The organism is Streptomyces sp. R-07 (assembly GCF_049913175.1).
GTDB lineage: Bacteria > Actinomycetota > Actinomycetes > Streptomycetales > Streptomycetaceae > Streptomyces.
Window position 1 is genome coordinate 103,829 of the sequence record NZ_CP183978.1, and the last position, 19,914, is coordinate 123,742.

Genomic DNA, 19,914 nt, shown 5'->3' on the forward strand with positions numbered 1-19,914 from the left:
ACGCCGACACGGCGGAACCATCCCCGCAGGCGCGGGGAGGAGCGGCCCCGGCCGATGACCGGTCAGACCCCTTGGGGACCACCCCGTAGGTGCGGGGAGCACGAGGGAGGTGGTGGGGTCTTCGAACGGCATGGGGGGCTCTTCCCCAACCCCGTCGTCGCCGAGTCGCTCCTCGACCGACTGATCGACACAAGCCATCAGGTCATCATGAACGGCCCCAGCTACCGCCCGAACAAGCGACCCAAGAACCCGGTCGAGAGGCCTTCCAAGCCCACGATCACATAGCAATGCTTCGTCGCGGGCGCGGTGTCACACGCTCCACGGCTCCAGGACACTCCACGTCCCCTCGACCGCCTCGAAGACGAGCTCCGAGCCTTCGAAGACCTCCTGCCCACTCCTCGGACGAAGGCTGCCGAAACGCTCAGCGCACAGGTCGACCTGCATCAGCCCGTCGAACCGGGTGAACTGCGGGGGATCGTAGAGCACCCCCACAGGCGAGCCCTGGCTCTCGTCGATCCGAAATCGCTTCACGTCGACCAGGTCCAGGCACACCGGCTCCCACCGCAAGGCCTCGTCCACCACCCGAACGTCGATCACAAGTCTGACTGCTCGCCCCCGCGGTTTCCGTCCGAACTCCTGGTCGCTGACCAATCCTGGCGCTAGCATGTTTGCCTGGGTCATGCCCCCCAGGTCCTCCGTCACGACAGGCACTCGGCGAGCAGGTCGACGACGTCGCGCCAGGCTCGCTGTGCGTGCTGTGGGTGGTAGCCGACACCGGGGACCACGGGGTGGTCGACCGGCGGATGGTGGAAGGCGTGCAAGGCGCCGCCATAGATCGCGAGGCGCCAGTCGACGCCCGCGGCCTGCATCTCAGCGGTGAACGCGTTTCGTTGCGCGGGCGGCATGATCGGGTCTTCCGATCCGACTCCGGCCCACACCGGGCAGCGGATGCGCGCTGCCTCGCCCGGTCGGCCCGTGGTAGTTGCGTTGACTGTCCCGATCGCGCGCAGGTCGACGCCGTCTCGCCCGAGTTCCAGCGCGATGGCGCCCCCGGTGCCGTAGCCGATGGCGGCGATCCGGTCGGGGTCGGTCCGCGGTTCGGCGCGCAACTCGTCGAGCGCCGCGTGGCCGATGCCCCGCATCCGGTCGGGATCAGCGAGCAGCGGCATGCAACGGGCCAACATCTCCTCGGGGTCACCCAAATAGCGCCCGCCGTGAAGGTCGAAGGCCAGCGCCACATATCCCAGCTCGGCGAGAGCATCGGCCCGGCCGCGCTCAACGTCGCTGAGCCCCATGCCCTCTGGTCCGAGCAGCACCGCGGGTCTGCGGTCGACACCGGCCGGGAGCGCGAGGTGCCCGATCATCGTCAAACCGTCGGCCGGGTACTCGACCGTACGCGCCGTAATCGTCGTCATGAGACTGGACTTTAGTGATCGTCGTGTCCGGTCCGGCCGGCGTTCTGCCGCCGGCAGAACAGCGTAGGTGTCCCTCTGAAACTGCCGCTGGTCCACCGGACCGCTGTCCAGCTGCGCGTCCTGGCCGATGAGATGCCGGTGGGCCGTCCAATCCGGCTCACGACCGCGTGCCAGGGAGGCCGGCACCGGGTCGTTGACCGGACTACCGGGCGACATGCCGGGCGGGAGCGGCTTCGCGGCCCGGCTGACGCCCGCGGCCTGTTCGACGACCTGTCGGCCACCTCGGGCGTGTCCGAGTTACGTGGTGCTGAGGTCGGCGCCGGTCAGCTCGCAGCTTGCATCCCACAGCCGTGCCGCGACGGAGCGGTCGGCCAGGTGGTTCCACACCGCTTCACGTCGAGGCCGGCCGCGCAGGCCGAAGATGTGAGGTCCCCACAGCTGGCCTCCGCGCACGGCCGGGTCGAGTACCGCCCGGACCGCGGGCCATGCGCCGGCGTGTTTGCCCTGGACGAGGAGGGCCGCAGGTACGGCGCTCAGCCGTGCGCCGTTGGTTCGCACATGGACCGGTGGCCGCGACGGGGTGAGGGAGTCCAGTGCGCCGCCGGGATGGACCACCACGCTCGCCACCGTGCTGCCGGCGGCGCGAAGGCGGCGATCGAGTTCGAGGCCGAAGTACATCTGTGCCAGTTTGGAGCGTCCGTACGTGCGCTTGGGCCGGTAGTCCTTCCGGGACTGCAGGTCGTCCAGGTCGAGGCGTTCGGACTTCGCCGCGAAGCTACCCATGGTCACCACGCGGGCCGCCGGCGCAGCCGACAGCAGTGGCATCAGCCATTGGGTCAGGACGAAGTGTCCCAGGTGGTTCGTGCCGAACATGAGCTCGTGACCGTCCCCGGTCTCCCTGCGCGGCGGGTCGTCGAGCGCGACGCCGGCGTTGTGGACCACCGCGTCAAGGCGCTCGACCTCCAGTGATTCCACCGCTGTTTCGAGCGACGGGAGGTCGGCGAGGTCCAGCCGTACGGTCCGCACCTGTGCACCGGGGACACGCGCACGGATCGAGGCCGTGGCGACCTCGGCCCTGGCGGGACTCCGGCTGCCGAGTACGACGGTGGCTCCGGTTGCCGACAACTGCTCGGCGATGAAGTACCCGATGCCGGCGTTACCGCCGGTGACCAGGAAGACGCGGCCATCGGCCTCCGGCAGTCGTCGGACATTCCAGGACGGGGCGGACGACATGGTGACGGGGCTCCCTTGCTGTTGACAGCGATTGCGGTTGCTCCCTCGGGCAACTCGACATCCACAGTTCCAGCGGCCACCGACAGATCGCCTATGCATCGCCGACAGTCCCGCCGGACGACCGACACCCGGTCGACATGGTGCCAGCCCATCGCCGCACCACGCCGCTGAGCGTCATGTCGGCCCACCGGAGCGCAATGACCGACTGGAGTGCTCAGACACCATGAGCTCACCCTCTTGATCGTTTCGCTGGTCCGGAAAAGCAGTGTTGCGATTGCCGAGGCAATCGGGCTCCAGGTCTGAGAGGTGTGGGCGGCCGGTACGGCGTTGAGATCGAGCACCACCGCATCGATCACCCCGTACTTGCCTCCTCTCCTCCACCCCGGCTCGAGCCGCCCGGCACAACAAGGGACGGCCCCCCAGGAACTTCGGGCGGCCGCCTCTTTGTCCGTCCGGCCTCTACACCGGTGCCGGCGCCGGCCGCGAGGAAGCCGCCGCCAAAGCCGCCCGCCTCCAGGCCGCCTCGCCGCTGGAACAGGATCACGACCAGCAGCCGGGCAAGCTACGCGATCTGTTCCGCCGCTGGCCCTGAATCGCCCGGTACGCCACGAGCCCGGGGAACCATGAAGACCCAAGAAGCATTCTGCGTGCGATGGGGCGGCGCGGGCACCCGAGTTACCCGCCTCGGCCCGACCGGCGCGGAAGGCACGTGCCGCTGCGACAAGCCCTTCCACGCCACACCGTGCCAGGGCTGCGGAGGCTTCCGCATAGACGGCTCCTTCGGCATCCCGGCATACGGTTCGAGACGCTCCCGGAGACCGTGCGCTGCCGGGACTGCGGTCACTCCGATCCGCTGCGCGGTCCCGGCCCGGAGTAGGCAGCCCTCGACGCGCTCATCGCCGCCGCCGGCCGTAGGTTGGGACTCCGGCTCGCCAGAACAGCCACATGTCCTGGTCACACATGCCGTCGTCACCGAACCCGACCTCTGCGGCGTGAGCACCCTCGTGGCCTGGCTCCAGCGTGCACACCGGGGCGGAACGCACCCCGGGGTGATCATCTCGTCGTAACAGGTCGCGAAGTGGTCATTGCGCCCCGAGGACGCCGCTCCGCAGAGTGCGGCGGGTCGATGACCATCTCTTCCCAGAGCAGGGACACGTCGGTGTTTCCTGCACGTACGCGGTCTCACGGGGAAGGGGCCGCAGCCGCGCGGCACGGAACCTGCGGCCGGGGTCCGCCTCGGCGCCTGTAGCGGCCTGCGTTGTCATACCCGGACGACGACACGGGCCGCCCGTACCGCACGCCATCCTTCGGGTGGCGCGCCGTGAAGCCCGGCGGCACCTCCCCCGTCCTGGCAGTGCCACCGCTCCACCCGCTCTACGACCTTCCCGCGGCTGCACGTCGCCTTGGTGGGAAGGGAAGAGTATCTGCTCGACAACCGCCTCCGGGCGCTTGCCGGCGACGGGAAGGGCATCGCCGTCGCGGTCCGTCCGGGTGAACACCCTGCCCCGGCTCAGCGCGGCGCGCCCTGGTACGACAACGGCGTCGACCACCCGGACCGGCGCCGCCGGTGCTACCGCGAGCCGCCCGGCCGCCGAGGCAGAGGTGCCGGAGACGAGGGCGCTGCCCCACGCAACAGCCGTGGGGCAGCGCCGTCGTCGACCACGCCGCGCCGGTCAGACCGGGGCCGCCTGCTTCGCTGACGCAGCGAGTGGAGAGCGCCGGCCTTTCTCGGTGAGAGGCAGCGGGGCGGGGCGTGCCCCAGTCCGGGGGCCCGCCACCTCCTGCTCACCGAACACCACGTCGACCGGCAAGTCGGACACAGGTCCGGGCTGCGGCCGAAGGACTGGCCGGATGGCCGCCACGACCCTGCCCGGGACGGCGGCCCGCCAGGAGCTGTTCTAGGCAGGGGTCAAACCGGACGTGATCCGGACACGGGACGAGCAGGCCCTCAAGTACGTGGAGGCGCGCTACGACTGTTCGGTGACGCTCATGACCGCGGCGCCCATGCCGGAGACGCCGTCGTCACGTGGATCTCCTGACGAAGCGGGCCGGACAGGTGTCAACTCGGCCGGACTCCCAGGGAAATGCCCTGGGCCGTCTCGATCCACGCGACCTCGTGACGGTTGTGGGTGATCTCCCTGAAGGCGTCGGCGGCCATTGCGGCGCTCGGACGGCCCCTGGTCCTCGCCGCGGTGCCCAGCAGGACGGACACCGCCGAGGACAGGGACTTGAAGGCCACGTACGGCTGGATCTCCGAGGACCACCAGTCGAGCGGCTCACCCCGCTGGATCGCCCGCCGCACGGCCTTGAACGCCTGGCGGACACCACCGAGCACGTCGACCTCCGTCCTGGTCAGCACGCGCTCGGCGGCCAGCTTCGCCAGGAGGGCCTCGATCGCCCCCTCGGCCGCGGTCGCCCGCTCCAGGCAGCCCCATCCGGGATGCTCCGACGAGCTGACGGGGGTGTGACCACTCGTCAGGGCGTTCCAGGTCTTCCAGACCGCGACGAATTCCCCGTAGAGCCGCTGGAATTCGGCCGCCGCGGTTTGATCCATGTCGCGGTTCTTCCTGATCTGATCCCAGTGGTCCGTGACGCGGGTGGTCACGAGCCATCCGCCGCCCAGGGTGACCGCGACCGTGAGCAGCGGGACGCCTAACGACTCGAAGATCGACACGGGGCTCCTGACAACGGACCATCGGGGCCATCCCATTGTGCGGTCCCACGACAGGGAACCGGGCCCGTTCACGACGACGGGCCCGTTCATGACGGCGGCCCCGCGCCCCGAGCCTCGAAGGGCTCGGGGCACGGGGCCGCCGTGGTCAGGTCGCAACCAGTTCCGGACCGTCGGATCACTCGCCCGAGTCGAAGGCGAGCGGCGGCCTGATCAGGGCCGAGCGGAGCGTCCGCGGGAACGGTCCCGTCAACCAGCCAGCCCGCGTGGGGTTCCACGCCTGCTCCCTGCACCCTGCACCCGCGGGGATGGTCCCCTTTACCTCGTGCCGGTCTCACGCCTCCAGGACCTGCTCCCTGTTCCCCGCACCCGCGGGGGATGATCCGCCGCTCCATCGAGCAGGCCTCGACATCGCCGCTTGCTCCCGGTGGGGCGGGCAGCGTGGCGTTTTGTGGCATCGGGGGGGGAGGGCTTTCACGGGGTGGTGCGGGCCCGCTGCGCAGGGTTTCCCCGCAGCCCCCGGTAGACGAGGCCGAGGAGGAAGGAGTTGAGCAGCGCGGAGAGGGCCAGCGCCGCGAGGAAGTACCCGGTCGCCAGGGCCGAGTCGCCGTTCGTGAAGTCAGGGAGGAGCAGAAGCATGCTGGTGGGTTCGGTGATCAGAAGGATCCAGACGGCTGCGAAGCTGGGGTCCGCGCTAGTCGAGGCGAACACCACGGGGAGCGCCGCTACGGCCACCAGACCGAGGTAGACCAGCGAGGCGGGGTTGGCGAACATGAGCCGGACGAGTTTGCGGGGACGGCCGTCTCGCATGATTGATTCCTCCTGGGCGGATCGGTTGCGCCGTTTCGACGAGGGTTTCATCGTGCGGCAGGGCAGCCCCGACGCTTGAGTAGCGCTACTCAAACCGCTCTGGGGGCCTGCGCGTTGCGGGCCGTACGGCTGCTCAGGACGGCGGCTGCGGTGAGGGCGGCGACGGTGCTCGGGGTGCGCACCGGTCGGCGCCGGTCACGCACGGCATCGGCGAACTCGAGCGAAAGGGCTTCTTCCTGGCCCGCCGTCGAGACGCGGCCGAACCGAGGAGGCGAGGGCCGGGGATACCGCGGGCGGGGTGGTGCGATGCCGGTACGAGGGTCGGCTCTCGCGTGCACGATGACCTCGTAGTCGCGCATGTGCTTGGTGTTTCTGTGGTGCACGACAGCGTGACCGGACCTCGTTCAGCAGGTGCTGAAGCACGGCCGTGTCCATGCCGCCCTTCTGCCTCACTCGACGAGATCTTCGACAAGAAGATGCAGGACCGTCGGACACCACTGCCCTTTAAAGATCGCCCGGACAGCCCCTGGTAGGGCGGGCAGGGCTGGGGAAGGCGGCGTTGAGCGGTTTGCCGGTTTCGGTGAAAGCGGTTCAACCGTGGCCGTGTGTGCTCCAGAATTACAGGTCACAGAGCCTGCTCCCCGCGCCCGTACGGGCGGCCCCAAGGCCGTGCCCACCTAGGGTGGCCTCTACTGTTACTCCCCGACCCTGCGGGGGTCGTCTCGGTCTCGACAACGGCGTGTTCATCGAGGACGACTGCTCCCTGCACGCGGAGGGGTCGCCGACGCGCTCCTCGTGAGCACTGCGACTAACCGGCCGGGGTCTTTCCCCTCGCCCCGGACGGTAACGCCGGGGCGCGGGTGGCGATGGTGTGGGTGTTCCCGGCCCCGTCGGTGACCTGCGCGGTGGTGTCGCTCGTGGGATGGTCCGATGTGAGGCCGATGGTGAGGCTGCTGTTGCCGGCCGCGACACCGGGGGCGCCGAAGGCGATGGTGAGGCGGTTCTCCCGCTGGGTGACGGAGGTGGGCCGGACCGTTCCGGGTCCGCCTTGCGTGATGACGAAGAGGTCCGATCCGCCGGTTCCGTCGTAGTTGATACGGCTGACGGGCCCGAAGTCGAGGCTGAGCGTGCGGACGTCCGACGCAGGCAGCGGCCCCGAGACCGGTGTCATGTCGACGCGGTACTGGTACGGGTAGCGGCCCGCGCCGACGGAACAGGCGACGCCGCGCGGGTACAGACGCAACTGGAGCGAACCCGATCCCGTGGCGCCCGCGATCTGGATGGCTGGGGCGATGTCGTTCTGCACGGGCGCACCCGAGGGCGCGAACACGCACTCGATGATGGTGGACGTCACGTCCACCGCGCGCCGGTCCCACTTCGATGATCGGGTTGTCCAGCGGACGGCTGTGGCTCCGCTGTCCGCGCGCGTTCAAGACGTCCACCCGGTAGCGCCGGCCGGTGAGCAGGAGACGACCGAACGACGCTGAACGGGTGACGCTCCGGGCGGTAGCTCCCCGCTGTGCACGAGGCCGGTCTGGCCCAGCCCGCCGGCACCAAAGGCTCGAACAGTGTCCTGTCCGATGCGCCTCGTCCGTTCGGGCGGCCCGGTGACCGGTAGAAGGCGTGACGGGCGGTGCGGTCGGTCCAGGCCTACGCCTGGAGCGCTTCAGCGCGCTCCCCGCCGCCCCGCCACTCCCCCGCCCCCGGGCCCCGCCCGGTTCCTGTGCGCCGGCGAAGCGGCCGCCTTCCAGGAGACAGGCGTGGCCGAGATCGGCATGGGACGGGAGCGCAGAAACCCGTCCTCCCAAACGGCTCACCCGCAGCCCGGAGCGCTCGGCCTCACCGAGGAGTTCGGCCTCCATGCCGCGGCCGACGACGTGCTGGTACATCCAGACAATCTCCGTATGAGAAGTAACCCAGGCGATAGGCTCCGTCGAACGGAATCGGCGGGGATGATGGAACCGTGGCCTGAGGGGCCCGCCGCTGATCCGGTGGCGGCCCGCGAGCGTTATGCCCCTGATACGCAGGCGGAGCGCAAGGCTCTGCGAGAGGCGATCAGGGCCGACCTGCCTGTCGCGCACCTCGGCCCTGGAATCGTCATCGTGGCGAGTGCGGTTGTGGGCATGTTCGCGGGGCCCATCACCGGAGCCCTCGTGGCTGGATCCTTTGCCGCTCTGTTCCTTGTTGTTTTGGTGGTGATGCTCCTTCGGGGAGTCCGGGGGCTGGACGCAGGTCGCCGCGCCTGTCTCTTCACCTTCGGCTGGGCGAATTGGGTCTAGGGCGTGTATCGGAAGCGGATCATGCGCATAGGGTGTCGGCATGTCGCTGAGCCACATAGCCCTCTCGTCCGGTCGTTCGATCGAACTCACCGAGCTGCGGATGTCTACGACCTATGGGGGGATGCTGGAGGGCTATCCGTGCCAGCGCATCAACGACATGAAGGTCAGCGGCCTCCTGCGACAGGCCGAGCATGCGTTCTCCTTCGCGCCAGTTCATCTCGTTCCGCCCTCCCGCGAGTACCCGGACCAGACCGCCGGCGCCTTCGGCCCCGTTGAGGTGCTGCCTTCCGTGGCTTGCATCGGTGTTTTCGGCTCTACAGCGGTCGATCCTGAACTCGACGCAGTGCTGCACCGCTCAGCTCTCATCGTGGCCTGGTTCCAGGCCACCCCGGATGTCCCGTCGGGCGAGAACGCTGATCTTGCTCTTCGCAGCATTCGCTGGGAAGAGCTGGCCCAGGACTACGAGCTCTAGGGACACGTGCTGATCACAGCCACTCGTTGATGGCCGCTACGAGGACAGTGGCCTCATAGCGGACCGCGAGCTTGTCGTAGCGGGTGGCCACGGCCCGGTGCCTCTTGAGCCGGTTGATCCCGCACTCGACCGCGTGGCGCTCGCGGTAGTCGGCCGGGTCGAAGTGCGGTGGTCGGCCGCCGCAGGAGCCGAGCTTCTGGCGGTTGCGTGCCTGGTCGGCCTTGTCGGGGATGGTGCAGCGGATTCCGCGGCGGCGCAGGTAGGTGCGGTTTCTACGGGAGGCGTACGCCTTGTCCGCGCGGACTCGGTTGGGGCGGACGCGTGGCCGACCCGGCCCGATGCGGGGCACGCGGACCTTCTCCAGCACGGGTTCGAACTGCGGCGAGTCCCCGCACTGCCCGGCCGTAATCACGATCGACATGGGCCGCTGACCTTGCTCGACGGCCAGGTGCAACTTGGTGGTGAACCCGCCGCGCGAGCGTCCCAGTCCGTGATCTCCGGGCTCGGTGAACACACCGCCCGGCGGTTCCCTGTGCAGATCACCCTGCTTGCGGGCCCCGGCCGCATGCTGATGAGCGCGGCACACCGTGGAGTCGACGCTCAGGTCCCACGTGATCGCACCCTTCGCGTCCGCCAGAGACTGGAGCCGCGTGAAGATTCTGTGCCAGATGCCGTCCCGCTGCCACCGGCGGAACAGGTCATAGATCCGACCCCACGGTCCGTACTCGACGGGCACGTCCCGCCACGGAACACCGGTCCGGACCCTGAACCGTATGCCGTCGATCAGTCGTCGCCGAGGCCAGACGGGCGGCCGCCCCGGCTTCCTCCCCTTCGGCAACAACGGCTCCAGCACCGCCCACTCTTCGTCCGTGAGATCTCCCCGCCCCATGAACCGTGATCATCCAACGCTCAAGATCCACTTTCGACACACGGCCTAGGCCGGTTCGTTTGGATCACTTCCAATGGCCGAGGTTGTCGTCGATGATGTCGGTGTGACTAACCGCATCAGCGCTCTGATCTCGGCCTTCGGTGCTCTTGTCAGCGTCATGCTGCTCGTTGTTGCCGTTCGCGAGTACCGCTCTGGGGCGTCGGTCCTCTGGCTCGTGGCCGGAGTTGGGATCTTCCTCAGCGCCTTGTACACGCTCGTGCGGGACGTGCGGCGGCTCCGCACCCGGCCGATCGCTTGACGAGCAGCACCGTTCCGACCAGCCCCGCCGGTCGTTGTTCATGCGTGCCGTTGACCGGCGCGCAGTGAGCGCGAGTCGAGCCGCTACTCCCAGATCGGACACTGCGGCGGGGTGGCCAATGGAGGGACCATTGTGACGCGATCGCCTGAAAGTTCCTGCCTGGATCGCAGTGGGTCTACCTCCCCGAGAAGTACGGCAACTGGCGAGGGGGACCGGCTCCCGCAAGAACGCCACCTACACCGCGTTCCGCGAAGTCGGCCGCGTCATCCGCGCCGTCCAGCTGCTGCGCTACCTCTCGGACGCCCCGCTGCGCCGGCGGGTGACCGCCGCGACGAACAAGGTCGAGGCGTTCAACGGCTTCTCCCAGTGGATCGGCCTCGGCAACGGCGGCGTCATCACCGACAACGACCCTGTCGAGCAGGAGAAGACCGCGCAATTCAACGCGCTGCTCACGAACGCGGTGATCTTCCACAACGCCCTGGGCATCGCCGAGATCGTGCGCAAGCTCCAGGAGGAGGGATACGTCATCGACCCCTAGGGCTTGGCCCCTATCTCGCCGTACCTGAACGAGCACGTCCGCCGCTTCGGCGAGTACTCCACCCATGAGCTCGGCCTCGTGCCCGAGGCGTATGACCCGTATCTGGACGTCGACTTCAGCCCGCTGCGCGGTGACCCCCGACAGCACCGGACGGCTACGGTCAGGCGGCCTGACCACCCATGTCATGTCGCTGCTCCAGCGGCCACGCGATGCACACACGCTGTTCCATGCCACGCGGAAGGCTCCTGGCACCTACTCCCTGGTCATCTCGTCGCTTCCGCAGCAACGCCCGGCTGCGGCCGGGTCCGCATGCCCCAGCGGGCAAGAGATGGGCCAGCAGCGCCCAGCGTCGCGAAGAACAACGCCAGCAGCAGCCAGCCCGCCGTGCCGAGGCCGAGTACCACCGTGGTGAGGATCGCGGGGGCAAGAGCCTGGCCCGCGTTGAAGCCGAGGCCGAGGACACCTTGGTACTGACCCTGGGCATGGTCGGGGGCAAGACCGAAACCCAGGGCGAAGCACGCCGAGGACTCCCAGACCTCTCCCAGGCTATGGACGAAGATCGCCGCCAGGATCAGTCCTGCTGCCGCCCAGACAGGGGCGTACGCCGCCAGCGCCATCATCGGACAGCTGACGAGGAAGAGCAGCCCCGCAGTCCGAAACGCCCTGCCGCCGTCGTACGGGGTCTCGATACGGGAGCCGATCCTGGTCTGCATCAGTACGCAGAAGGCGGAATTGACTGCGAACAGCGCGGCCACCGTCCAACGCGGCGTTTCGGTGTGCTCGGAGATCCAGATCGGCAGGACCAGGGAGACCACCGGGTACTGCAGCCCCATGGCCCCGTAGAGGGCGGTGAACGTCAGGAACGGACGATCCGCGAAGACCAGCCAGCGCCGCTGCCGCGGCGGCGCGGCCAGCACCGGATAGCGGGGCAGCATAATCAGAAGCACCGCGCACAGAGCGAAGCTCGCCGCGTTGCCGAGAATCAGCGTGACATAGGCGCCACGGGTGTCCGCGGCCAGCGCCAGCCCGGCACCCACCGTTCCCAGGATGACGCCCAGGTTGACGAAGGTGCGCAGCTTCGCCCGGAACATGGCCGGTCGCTCACCCCCGACCCGGGCCACCAGAGCCCCCCACGCCGCCCCTCCGACCGCCGCGGCGATCTGGTCGACCGTCGCGATGATCGTGAGCGCGGCCCAGCTCTCGACGAGGACGAGGGCCGCCATCGATACCGCCTGGACCGCGAGGGCCAGCATCATGATCACGCGTGCGCCGCGCCGGTCAGCGAGATGACCCCCAGGTATCCCCGCGCACAAGCCGATCACTCCGGCGATGGTGAGCGCGGCGCCGACCTGCACCGCAGGCAGGCCCACGACCAAGGTGAAATACAGCGCCGACGCCGCGTTGAACAGACCATTGCCGACCCGGTTGACGAAACTGGCGGCGACCAGAACGCGCTCCGGCCCACTGTCCCCCGCCATCCGGCCTATTCGACCTGCCAAATCGCCCTTGATCATGGACCGCAGGGTAACAGCGCCGAAGAACCCGCCGCACTCGTACGAAGATCGCGTGCCCTAACGGCGACGCAGGCCCCGACGCGTGTTCCATCCCCTGAAGGCCGGTGTCGGCAAAGGAAGGAATGACGACAGGCTCGCCGGGCGTCCAATGAACCCAGACTTCCCGGGGCCCGACGGCGGCGCCGATCCAATCAGATCCGATGGCGGATGATGACAGGGTTTGCTGACAGCCAGGGTCGAATGTGACCACCGAGATCGGGGAACGGCATGGCCAACCTGGTCTACAAACGGGCGTCGACGGACCAGCAGTCAACCGACCGGCAAAACCTCGTCCTAACCGAGGCCGGGATCGAAGACCTGGTCGTCTTCGAGGAACAGGCCGGCACCTCCAGGCGCCTCCACCCCCTTGAGCGGCCGAAGTTCGGGGAACTGCTCGCCTACGCCCGGCCGGGCGACACCGTGCACATCTCCGAGATGTTCCGCCTCGTACGCGGCACCGGGCACATCCTCGACGTGCTCGACGTCCTCCACCGCGACCAAGTCACGCTGCGCATCCACGACGGCGCGTTCTCCGCCATGGACCTCACTGCCCGCCACCCCCGCACTGCCGAACTGCTGCCCACCGTCAAGTTCATGGTGCAGACCTTCGCCGCCGTCGGCGAACTCCAGCGCGACCTCCAGCGCGAGCTCACCTACGACGGACTGTGGGCCGCCGAGGCCAAGCGCAACAAGGGCGGGCGCCGCCCGGCCGTCCCGGCCGACGAGACCGACGCCGTGCGCACCGCGTGCCTGGAGGGCCGCTCCATCGCCGCTCTCGCCCGCGATCACGGCGTCAGCCGCGGCGCCATCCGCACCGCCGTCGCCGATCTCCTGCCCCACTACACGGCCGCAGAATCAAGCGCCCCGGCCCCGGAGCTGTCGGTCGTCCTCGACATGCCCGGCAAGGTCGCCGACTACCTCCGGGCCGCCGACCTGGAACCTGCCGAGCACGTCGCACTCGACCAAGGGGCCGTACGACGCGGCCAGGGCTACACCCTGCGCGTCAGCGCCACCCCCGCGGTCCACCGCCGGCTCCTCATCCGCTGCCAGTCCCTCGACGGCACTTCGGGCGCCTCAGCGATCCCAGCTCAACGCAAGGCGCGCCGCGAGTACGAGAAACGCGTCGCCGCCCTCGCGAGCAACACCCTGTAGCGAGCCCTCCGGTCTACAAGATCATCCCGTGGCGGGTTTCTGGCGTATCTGGGTCATGCCCCTGTATACGGCGCCGGGAAGAACACCCTGTTCTCCCGGCACTTCACCATGATCGTCTCGTCCCGCATCCAGCGGCGCAGGACCCGCCACCCATAGAGAAAGAGCCGGTCCCGGAGCATCTCGAACTCAGGCCCGGCGATTCCGCGGGCCTGCAGCCGCGCGTACAGTCCAGCGTCCTCGGCCCGCTTCGCGTTGCCTGAAGATGATCGGTGGCGATCTTGGTTCGGTCGCCGCTCCCGCGGGCGGTGGTTCAGCGGGGGCAGGTGATCCGGTAGCCGGTGCCCGGCAGATAGCGGACCCACTCTTCGCGGGTCAGGCCTCCACCGGCGACCAGACAGGCGGTCCTGTCGAGGCTGCCGCGCAGGGCGTAGGCCGGGCGGAGGTCCCACAGGGCGACCTCACCGACGGAGTCGGCGGTGGCCAGGATCCGGCCGTCGGACGAGAACACCACCTCCGTGATGCCGTCCAGCTCGGCGGAGAGGGCGGTGCTCAGCTGTCGGGGCCGGGCGGGGTTGCCGAGATCCCACAGGAGGACGTCTCCGTCGCTCCCACCGGTCGCCATGACGGCAGCCGAGGGGGCGAACGCCACGCTGGGAGTGCCGTTGCCGTGCGGGACGAGCGGATCGCCGAGGCGCCGGGCGTGGGCGGGATCCTTCAGGTCCCAGAGGATGACGGCACCCGCGCGGTCGCTGGTCGCCAGCAGATCGCCTGCCGGGGACATCGCCGCACCGGCCACCTCGTGGGCATGGCCGGTCAGCGCCTGTCCGAGTCGGCGCGGGTGGCCGGGGTCGGAGATGTCCCACAGCCGTGCGCCGTTCGGATCTCCCGGCCCGACGTCCGGCGTGCTGGTGCTGTTGCCCTCGATCAGCACGCCTCCACTGTCCGAGTACGTGATCGAGATCGTCGGTTCAGGGACGGGACTGCGCGTCACCGTCGGACTGCCGGAGCCGGCCACGAGCGCCAGGACGCGCCCGTCATGGACCCGCCAGACGCCCAGCGTGTTCTCATCGTGGAGCACTTCCGCGCGACGACGCGGCCTGGCGGCGTCCCCGACGTCCCAGATCGTCGTATCGATGCCCCCGTACGCGATGAGGCTCTTGCCGTCGGCCGAGAACACCATGCCTTCCACGCCGAAGACCGAGCCGGTGAGCGGGGAACCCAGCCGCCGGGGGTGCTTGCGGTCGGACAGATCCCAAAGGACGACCGTCGCCTTTCCGAGGGCGTCGTCCGGAGCTCTGCCGCCGGTGGCCAGGGTCCTGCCGTCGGGGGCGAAGGCAACCGCATGGACGTCTTCGTCGGTGTGCCCGGTGAGAGCCGGGAGCGTCGCGAGTCTGCGCGGCCGGGCGGGATCGGTGGTGTCCCACAGGACGACCGTGTGGTCCGAGGCGCCGGTGGCCAGCAGGGTGCCGTCTTCGGACATGGCCAGGGCGTCGATTCTGTTGTACGGCCCCGTGTGGCCGACGAGGGGAGAACCGAAGGGGCGCGGGTGGCCGGCGCGCGGCAGGTTCCAGAGGGTGATGATGCCGTCGGTGCTTCCGCTGGCGGCCCTCAGTCCGTCCGGGGAGAACGCCATGGTGGAGTCCGGCTGGCCGGCCGTCAGCTGGTCGGTCGATCGTGGGGCGTCGACGGAGGTGACGTCCCAGAGCATCAGCCCGGCGTCCCCGTACCCGATGGCCGCCAGGGTGGATCCGCGCGGTGAGAAGGTGACACCCGCGCCGGCCGTCACCCGGGTCAGGGCACGGGACGGTTTCGGGTGAGCCGGGTCGGCGACGTCCCACAGGACGGTGCCGAGAAGGGCTCCGCCCAGTGCGAGCGTCCTGCCGTCGGCGGAGAGGGCGAGCGAATCCACATAGTCGCGCTGAGCGGGCTCGATCCGACCGAGCTGCCGCGGCGCCCGGCGCTGCCGGATGTCCCACAAGGTCACCGGGCCTTCCCAGGTGTGGGGGCCGGACGCGGCGATCCTGCTGCCGTCGGACGAGAAGGCGACGGCTTGAACCCGCCCGCGGGTGACGGCGGTCGGCGGTCCGAACGGCCGGATCCGGGCGGGGTCGGTCACGTCCAGGAGCTGAAGCCCCGGGGCGGCCTTGCTCGACCTGGCCAGTACGGTGCCGTCCGGCGACAGCCAGGTTCTCGTGTCGCTCTCCTCCACACCCCGCAGCGGCGTGCCCATGAGCCGCGGATGCCGTGGATCGGTCAGATCCCATACGGCGAGGCCCCCGTCGGCGTCCGCCGCGACGAGTCGGCTCTCGCCCTTCGAGAAGCCCAACGTCTCGACGCCGCGGGCGTTCGGGAGGCCGATCGCCTTACCGAGCTGACGGGGGCGCAGCGGGTCGCTCACGTCCCACAGCATGATGCCGCCCCGCTCGAAGCCGGCCGCCAGATAGCGGCCGCCGGGGGGATAGGCCACCGAGGTCACCGGGCTGGCGAGGCCGGTGAGTTGCCCGGCGTACGGGGTGGTGCTGATCGCCTTCTCCAACGAGCCGTACGTGTCGGCGTCGGCGTGCAGCCGATGAGCGGCGATGTCGAGTCTCAGCGCGGTCCGTGGATCGGTCTGCAACGCCGCCTCGGCCTGGGCCATCAGCTGTCGACTCGCCGCGACCCGCTGTTGTTCCCGTGCGGTGGAGCGTTGTTGCAGGGCCACGATCGCCGCGGTGGAGGTGAGGGCGGCCAGCGTCGCCAGCCCGATGATCACCGAGCGCCGGATCCGGACCGAGCGCCGGGCGTTGCGGCCGGACGCGGCGAGGAAGGCGGACGCGGTCTCGCTCGGCCGGTCGTGATCCGGACGGTTCGCCCAGTCACGGGCCGTCTGCAGGCGCAGGCCCCGGTAGAGCAAGCCCGGGTCATGACGGTTGTCGGCCCATTCGCGCGCCGCCTGTTCGAGCTGCTGGCGGATCAGCAGGCCGGTCCGGTCGGTGTCGATCCACCGGTGCAGCCGGGGCCAGGCGCGCAGCAGGGCCTCGTGGCTGATCTCGACGGTGTCCTGCCGTTGCGTCAGCAACCGGCCTCGAGTGAACGCGTCGATGGTCGCTGTGACGGCTGCGGGGTCGTCACCGATGCCTGTCAGTTCGGTACGGGTGATCGTGCGCCGGGTGTCCTGGATGGCGTCCCCGATCCGTACCAGCCGCAGGAACAGCGCGCGGGCGGCCTTCTGCCCGGCCGGGTCGAGCGCGCCGAAGATCCTTTCGGCTGTGGTGGCGATGGCCTGGTGGATGCCGCCGGTGGCCCGATAGCCGTCCACGGTGAGGGTGTGGCCGTGCCGCTGCTGCCAGCAGGCGCGCAGGGCATGGGCGAGGTAAGGCAGCCGCCCGACCTCGTACGCACCGCCGTCCTCGGCTCCCGCGTCCTGCGCACGTCCGTCCTCCGCCCCCGCAGCGGAGCCGGCGGCGTCCTGCGTCCCCGTGCCCCTTCCGCCCGCGGCAACTCCAGGGTCGTCGGCGCCGAGGTCGCGCAGCAGGAGCTCGACCAGGCCCGGCTCCACTTCCAGGCCCACGTCTCGCGCCGGGAAGACGATCGCCTCCCGCAGCTCCGCGCGGGTCATCGGCCCGACCAGCTGCTGTCCCTGTCGCAGGGCCTCGCGCAGCTGCGGAAAGCCGGCGCAAGAACCGTAGAAGTCCGACCGCAGCCCGTACACGACCACCGCGCGCGGGCGCTGTCCGCCGGGGCCGGTCCCGGCGAGTTGGGCGAGCAGGTCGAGAAACCGGTGCTGTTCCCGTTCGCCGACCCCGGGGGCGAACAGTTCCTCCAGCTGGTCGACCACCACCACGAACCGGCCCGTCCCCGCCGTGCTGCCCGCGTCTTCGGGCTCCCCGACGCTCAGGCCGGTGTGCTCGGCCAGGCCCGCGGCCAAGGCGGCCAAGGGCTGCGCCGTCGGGGTGATCAGCACCTGGGGCCAGACGGCCGAGCCCGCGACCGGCAGTGCGCCCCGCCGGACCGCGGGCAGCAGGCCGGCGCGCAACAGCGAGGACTTGCCCGCCCCCGAGGGCGCGGTCACCACCAGCGGCCCTCCGGTGACCAGTCGTTCGTCGAGCCGGAGGAGGAGCTCGGCGGTCAGCCGGTCGCGCCCGAAGAACCACCTGGCCTGTTCGGCGTCGAAGGCCGCGAGCCCCGGGTACGGGCACTCGCCGCCGTCCGGCTCGCCGCCGCGCCCGGCCTGCCGGGTCCTGCGGAGCCCGTCCTCGTAGTGCACATGCAGGTCCCGCTCGGCGACGTACTGGTCGCGAGCCGCCTGGAAGATCCGGCTCCGGTCGGCGGCCCAGGCGTGCAGGCCGGTCTCGCTGCTCTCGGGCTCGCTCACGAACCGGTGATGTGCTGGTCACGGCCCGCCTGGAACACCCGTGCTTGGCCGGACGCCTCCGCTTTCATCACCAGCTTCCCGATCCGGGTCCGCTCCTCCATCGGCAGCACCGGGGCGAGCCGCTCCTGCAGCAGCCGCCGCAACTCGTCCACCACCGACGCGTCCTCGCGGACCAGCCGCTGGAGCTCGCTCTGCCAGGCGCCGGCCAGCGCCCGCTCGGCCTCGGCGTCGCCCGCCCGGCGGGCCTCCAGCACCTCCGTCCGTACGCCCTCAAGCTCAGTGCCCACCTGCTCGGCCCGCTCCGGACGCACCCGGCGCCACAACTCCACGGCCGCCTCCCGGGCCTGCTCCCACGCACTGGTCGCCATCGCCGACACCAGCGCGGTGCCCGCGGCCGTCACCATCGGATCCATCCCGCACCCTCACTCCGGACCACCCGAGACAAGCACCGTAAAGGCGACGCCTCCACCGGACCGGGTCAACCTCACCCCGACTCGGCGCACCATCAGCCTGATGGGCCAATCCCGCGGCCTGGCGGCCCGGCGGGGCCGACGAGGAGGTGCACCGGTGTACCGCGGCACCGCCGCGTCCATGCCGCGGCCCATGCGGGCCTCGGAGGTCCTGGAAGTCGCGACCACCTACGACCGAGACGCCGGCGCCGCATCCGAGTCGTCCCACCCGCACCACCGGGAGTCCGCCGGGTCACCGGCTGGAGGATGCGACGCCCCGAGCGCCTGAGCGACGAGGAACGCGAGCAGTTCGCCCACGTCTTGGGCCACGGCCCGGAACCGACCGCCCTCCACACGCACGTCCGCGCATTCGCGGAGCGATTCCTCAAACCTGTTCCGGCCAGCACCTCAAGGACTGGATCACCGCCACCCGCACCGCGAACCTGCCCCGACTGCACACGTTCGCCACCGATCTGGAGAAAGACCGGTCCGCCGTCGTCCAGGGCCTGAGCACCCGCTGGAACCCCGGACCCGGCGAAGGCCGTGTCACACGCATCAAGATGATCAAACGCCAGATGTTCGGACGAGCCAAGCTCCTCCTACCCCGCGAACACGTCCTCCTCACCGCGACACAAGGGCGGCCGCCGTCACCCTCTCTGCCCTTGATAGAACTCCTTCATGAGTTCGAACGACGACCAGATCGTGCAGGTCGAGCACCACTTCGGAGTCCGGTTTCCCCAGGACTACCGGCATTTCCTGGGCACCACAGGGAGTCTGAGCCAGTTCGTTCCTCCCGCTGACGACTTCCTGGTGATCGACGCGCTGGACGAGCTCATCGGCATCAATGAAGCCGGTGAATTCCAGAGACGCTTCCCCGGTGCCATCGTCATCGGCGGAGACGGAAGCCGCGAGCTGCTTGCCTACGACTTTCGCCAGGACGCCCCACCTCTGGTGACACTCGATGTCTCAGCGGAGGACTGGTCATCGGCCATCCACCAGGCGGTGTCCCTCTCTGCCCTCCTGGAGCAGTTCCCCCACACCGGATGGAAATGGGACCACTCCGATCCATCGCCCTGCTGACCGCCGCTCACACGGCTCACCTACATAGCCAGACATCCCGCCGTCCTCACTCTGGAGCAGTTGGGGTCCCGGGTACACATTCGCAAGGCGGGCCGTCGATGATTGGTCACCCCGCTGCGGCCGAAGCCGCCGCGGATGGCCGAGCGGCTGGTCGACGATGTCTTCACCACTGTCGACGATGTCTTCACCGCTATGGACGAGCAGACCGTGACCGAGGCGGCCGCGTTGATCGTCCCGAGCCTGGCCGCCTCGCTCACCGCCGTGCTGGACCAGCGGAAACCGCCGGCCAGGCGGATCGAGGAACTCCTGGAGGCCCGCCCTCTTTCGAGAGTCCTGATCTCGATGCCAGGGGTCGGCGTCAGGACGGGAGCCAGGATCCTGATCGAGGTCGGTGACGGCAGCACGTTCCCGACCGCCGGTCACCTCGCTGCCTACGCCGGACTCGCCCCGGCGACCCGGAGCTCGGGCTCCTCGATCCGCGGCGAACAGTCCTCCCGGAGAGGAGACAAGCAGCTCAAACGAGCTTTCTTCCTCTCCGCGTTCGCCGCCCTGGGCAACCCAGCATCGAGGGGCCTACTCCGACAACAAGATCGCCCAGGGCAAGCACAACACCCAAGCGCTGCTCTGCCCCGCCCGACGCCGGCCGACGTCCCCTTCGCCATGCTCCGCGATGGGGCACCTTCTACGAACCGAGACCGGCCGGTTCCTGACCCTCACTCCG

Annotated in this window: 16 protein-coding genes and 3 pseudogenes; 8 read left to right on the top strand and 11 right to left on the bottom strand. The window is 69.7% G+C overall.

Annotated features, from left to right (window positions below):
* Positions 1 to 135: 135 nt before the first annotated feature.
* A pseudogene (locus tag ACN9M0_RS00550) lies at positions 136 to 285 on the top strand (ATP-binding protein); the annotation flags it as partial.
* 24 nt (positions 286 to 309) lie between these two features.
* On the opposite strand, the gene ACN9M0_RS00555 reads toward ACN9M0_RS00550, so the two are convergent.
* The 7 genes and pseudogenes from ACN9M0_RS00555 to ACN9M0_RS00585 form a co-directional block, all read right to left on the bottom strand.
* Complete coding sequence (locus tag ACN9M0_RS00555) at positions 310 to 681, bottom strand: hypothetical protein (RefSeq protein WP_426405404.1); 372 nt, start codon at positions 679 to 681, stop codon at positions 310 to 312.
* Positions 682 to 684: 3 nt separating this feature from the next.
* Positions 685 to 1,415 (bottom strand): annotated as a pseudogene (locus ACN9M0_RS00560) (dienelactone hydrolase family protein); the annotation flags it as partial.
* A 297-nt stretch (positions 1,416 to 1,712) separates the two neighbouring features.
* The gene (locus ACN9M0_RS00565; RefSeq protein WP_426402852.1) at positions 1,713 to 2,648 is read right to left on the bottom strand and encodes an SDR family NAD(P)-dependent oxidoreductase; all 936 of its coding nucleotides are present in this window, start codon (positions 2,646 to 2,648) and stop codon (positions 1,713 to 1,715) included.
* A gap of 2,059 nt (positions 2,649 to 4,707) precedes the next feature.
* Positions 4,708 to 5,322: a hypothetical protein gene (locus ACN9M0_RS00570; RefSeq protein ID WP_426402853.1), complete on the bottom strand. Its 615-nt coding sequence runs from the start codon at positions 5,320 to 5,322 to the stop codon at positions 4,708 to 4,710.
* Positions 5,323 to 5,793: 471 nt separating this feature from the next.
* Complete coding sequence (locus tag ACN9M0_RS00575; protein ID WP_426402854.1) at positions 5,794 to 6,180, bottom strand: SCO4225 family membrane protein; 387 nt, start codon at positions 6,178 to 6,180, stop codon at positions 5,794 to 5,796.
* A gap of 38 nt (positions 6,181 to 6,218) precedes the next feature.
* Positions 6,219 to 6,512 (bottom strand): hypothetical protein, encoded by a 294-nt coding sequence (locus ACN9M0_RS00580; RefSeq protein ID WP_426402855.1) that lies wholly within the window; start codon positions 6,510 to 6,512, stop codon positions 6,219 to 6,221.
* Between the two features lie 425 nt (positions 6,513 to 6,937).
* Positions 6,938 to 7,483, bottom strand: coding sequence for a hypothetical protein (locus tag ACN9M0_RS00585; RefSeq protein WP_426402856.1), 546 nt, complete (start codon positions 7,481 to 7,483; stop codon positions 6,938 to 6,940).
* Positions 7,484 to 7,889: 406 nt separating this feature from the next.
* Here ACN9M0_RS00585 and ACN9M0_RS00590 point away from each other — a divergent pair, with 406 nt between their 5' ends.
* On the top strand, positions 7,890 to 8,408 hold the full coding sequence (locus tag ACN9M0_RS00590; protein ID WP_426402857.1) for a hypothetical protein: 519 nt from the start codon (positions 7,890 to 7,892) through the stop codon (positions 8,406 to 8,408).
* Positions 8,409 to 8,448: 40 nt separating this feature from the next.
* A complete protein-coding gene (locus ACN9M0_RS00595) occupies positions 8,449 to 8,880 on the top strand; it encodes a hypothetical protein (RefSeq protein WP_426402858.1) in 432 nt (143 codons plus the stop codon).
* A gap of 13 nt (positions 8,881 to 8,893) precedes the next feature.
* On the opposite strand, the gene ACN9M0_RS00600 is transcribed toward ACN9M0_RS00595, so the two are convergent.
* Positions 8,894 to 9,769, bottom strand: a complete 876-nt coding sequence (locus tag ACN9M0_RS00600; protein WP_426402859.1) for an IS5 family transposase — start codon at positions 9,767 to 9,769, stop codon at positions 8,894 to 8,896.
* A 73-nt stretch (positions 9,770 to 9,842) separates the two neighbouring features.
* On the opposite strand from ACN9M0_RS00600, the gene ACN9M0_RS00605 reads away from it, so the two are divergent.
* Positions 9,843 to 10,067: a hypothetical protein gene (locus tag ACN9M0_RS00605; RefSeq protein ID WP_366041519.1), complete on the top strand. Its 225-nt coding sequence runs from the start codon at positions 9,843 to 9,845 to the stop codon at positions 10,065 to 10,067.
* 169 nt (positions 10,068 to 10,236) lie between these two features.
* Positions 10,237 to 10,605 carry a Tn3 family transposase gene (locus ACN9M0_RS00610; RefSeq protein WP_426402860.1) on the top strand — a complete coding sequence of 123 codons (369 nt, stop codon included), beginning with the start codon at positions 10,237 to 10,239 and terminating at the stop codon, positions 10,603 to 10,605.
* Between the two features lie 263 nt (positions 10,606 to 10,868).
* Here the strand turns inward: ACN9M0_RS00610 and ACN9M0_RS00615 are convergent, their stop codons facing one another.
* A complete protein-coding gene (locus ACN9M0_RS00615; RefSeq protein WP_426402861.1) occupies positions 10,869 to 12,119 on the bottom strand; it encodes an MFS transporter in 1,251 nt (416 codons plus the stop codon).
* Positions 12,120 to 12,386: 267 nt separating this feature from the next.
* Between ACN9M0_RS00615 and ACN9M0_RS00620 the strand changes: the two genes are divergently transcribed.
* Positions 12,387 to 13,310 (top strand): recombinase family protein, encoded by a 924-nt coding sequence (locus ACN9M0_RS00620; RefSeq protein ID WP_426402862.1) that lies wholly within the window; start codon positions 12,387 to 12,389, stop codon positions 13,308 to 13,310.
* Positions 13,311 to 13,620: 310 nt separating this feature from the next.
* Here the strand turns inward: ACN9M0_RS00620 and ACN9M0_RS00625 are convergent, their stop codons facing one another.
* Positions 13,621 to 17,664: a hypothetical protein gene (locus tag ACN9M0_RS00625; RefSeq protein WP_426402863.1), complete on the bottom strand. Its 4,044-nt coding sequence runs from the start codon at positions 17,662 to 17,664 to the stop codon at positions 13,621 to 13,623.
* Complete coding sequence (locus ACN9M0_RS00630; RefSeq protein WP_426402864.1) at positions 17,661 to 18,077, bottom strand: hypothetical protein; 417 nt, start codon at positions 18,075 to 18,077, stop codon at positions 17,661 to 17,663. The genes ACN9M0_RS00625 and ACN9M0_RS00630 overlap by 4 nt, the downstream gene beginning before the upstream one ends.
* 714 nt (positions 18,078 to 18,791) lie before the next feature.
* Here ACN9M0_RS00630 and ACN9M0_RS00635 point away from each other — a divergent pair.
* The gene (locus ACN9M0_RS00635; protein WP_426402865.1) at positions 18,792 to 19,193 is read left to right on the top strand and encodes an SMI1/KNR4 family protein; all 402 of its coding nucleotides are present in this window, start codon (positions 18,792 to 18,794) and stop codon (positions 19,191 to 19,193) included.
* A 33-nt stretch (positions 19,194 to 19,226) separates the two neighbouring features.
* Positions 19,227 to 19,903 (top strand): annotated as a pseudogene (locus tag ACN9M0_RS00640) (transposase); the annotation flags it as partial.
* Positions 19,904 to 19,914: the final 11 nt, after the last annotated feature.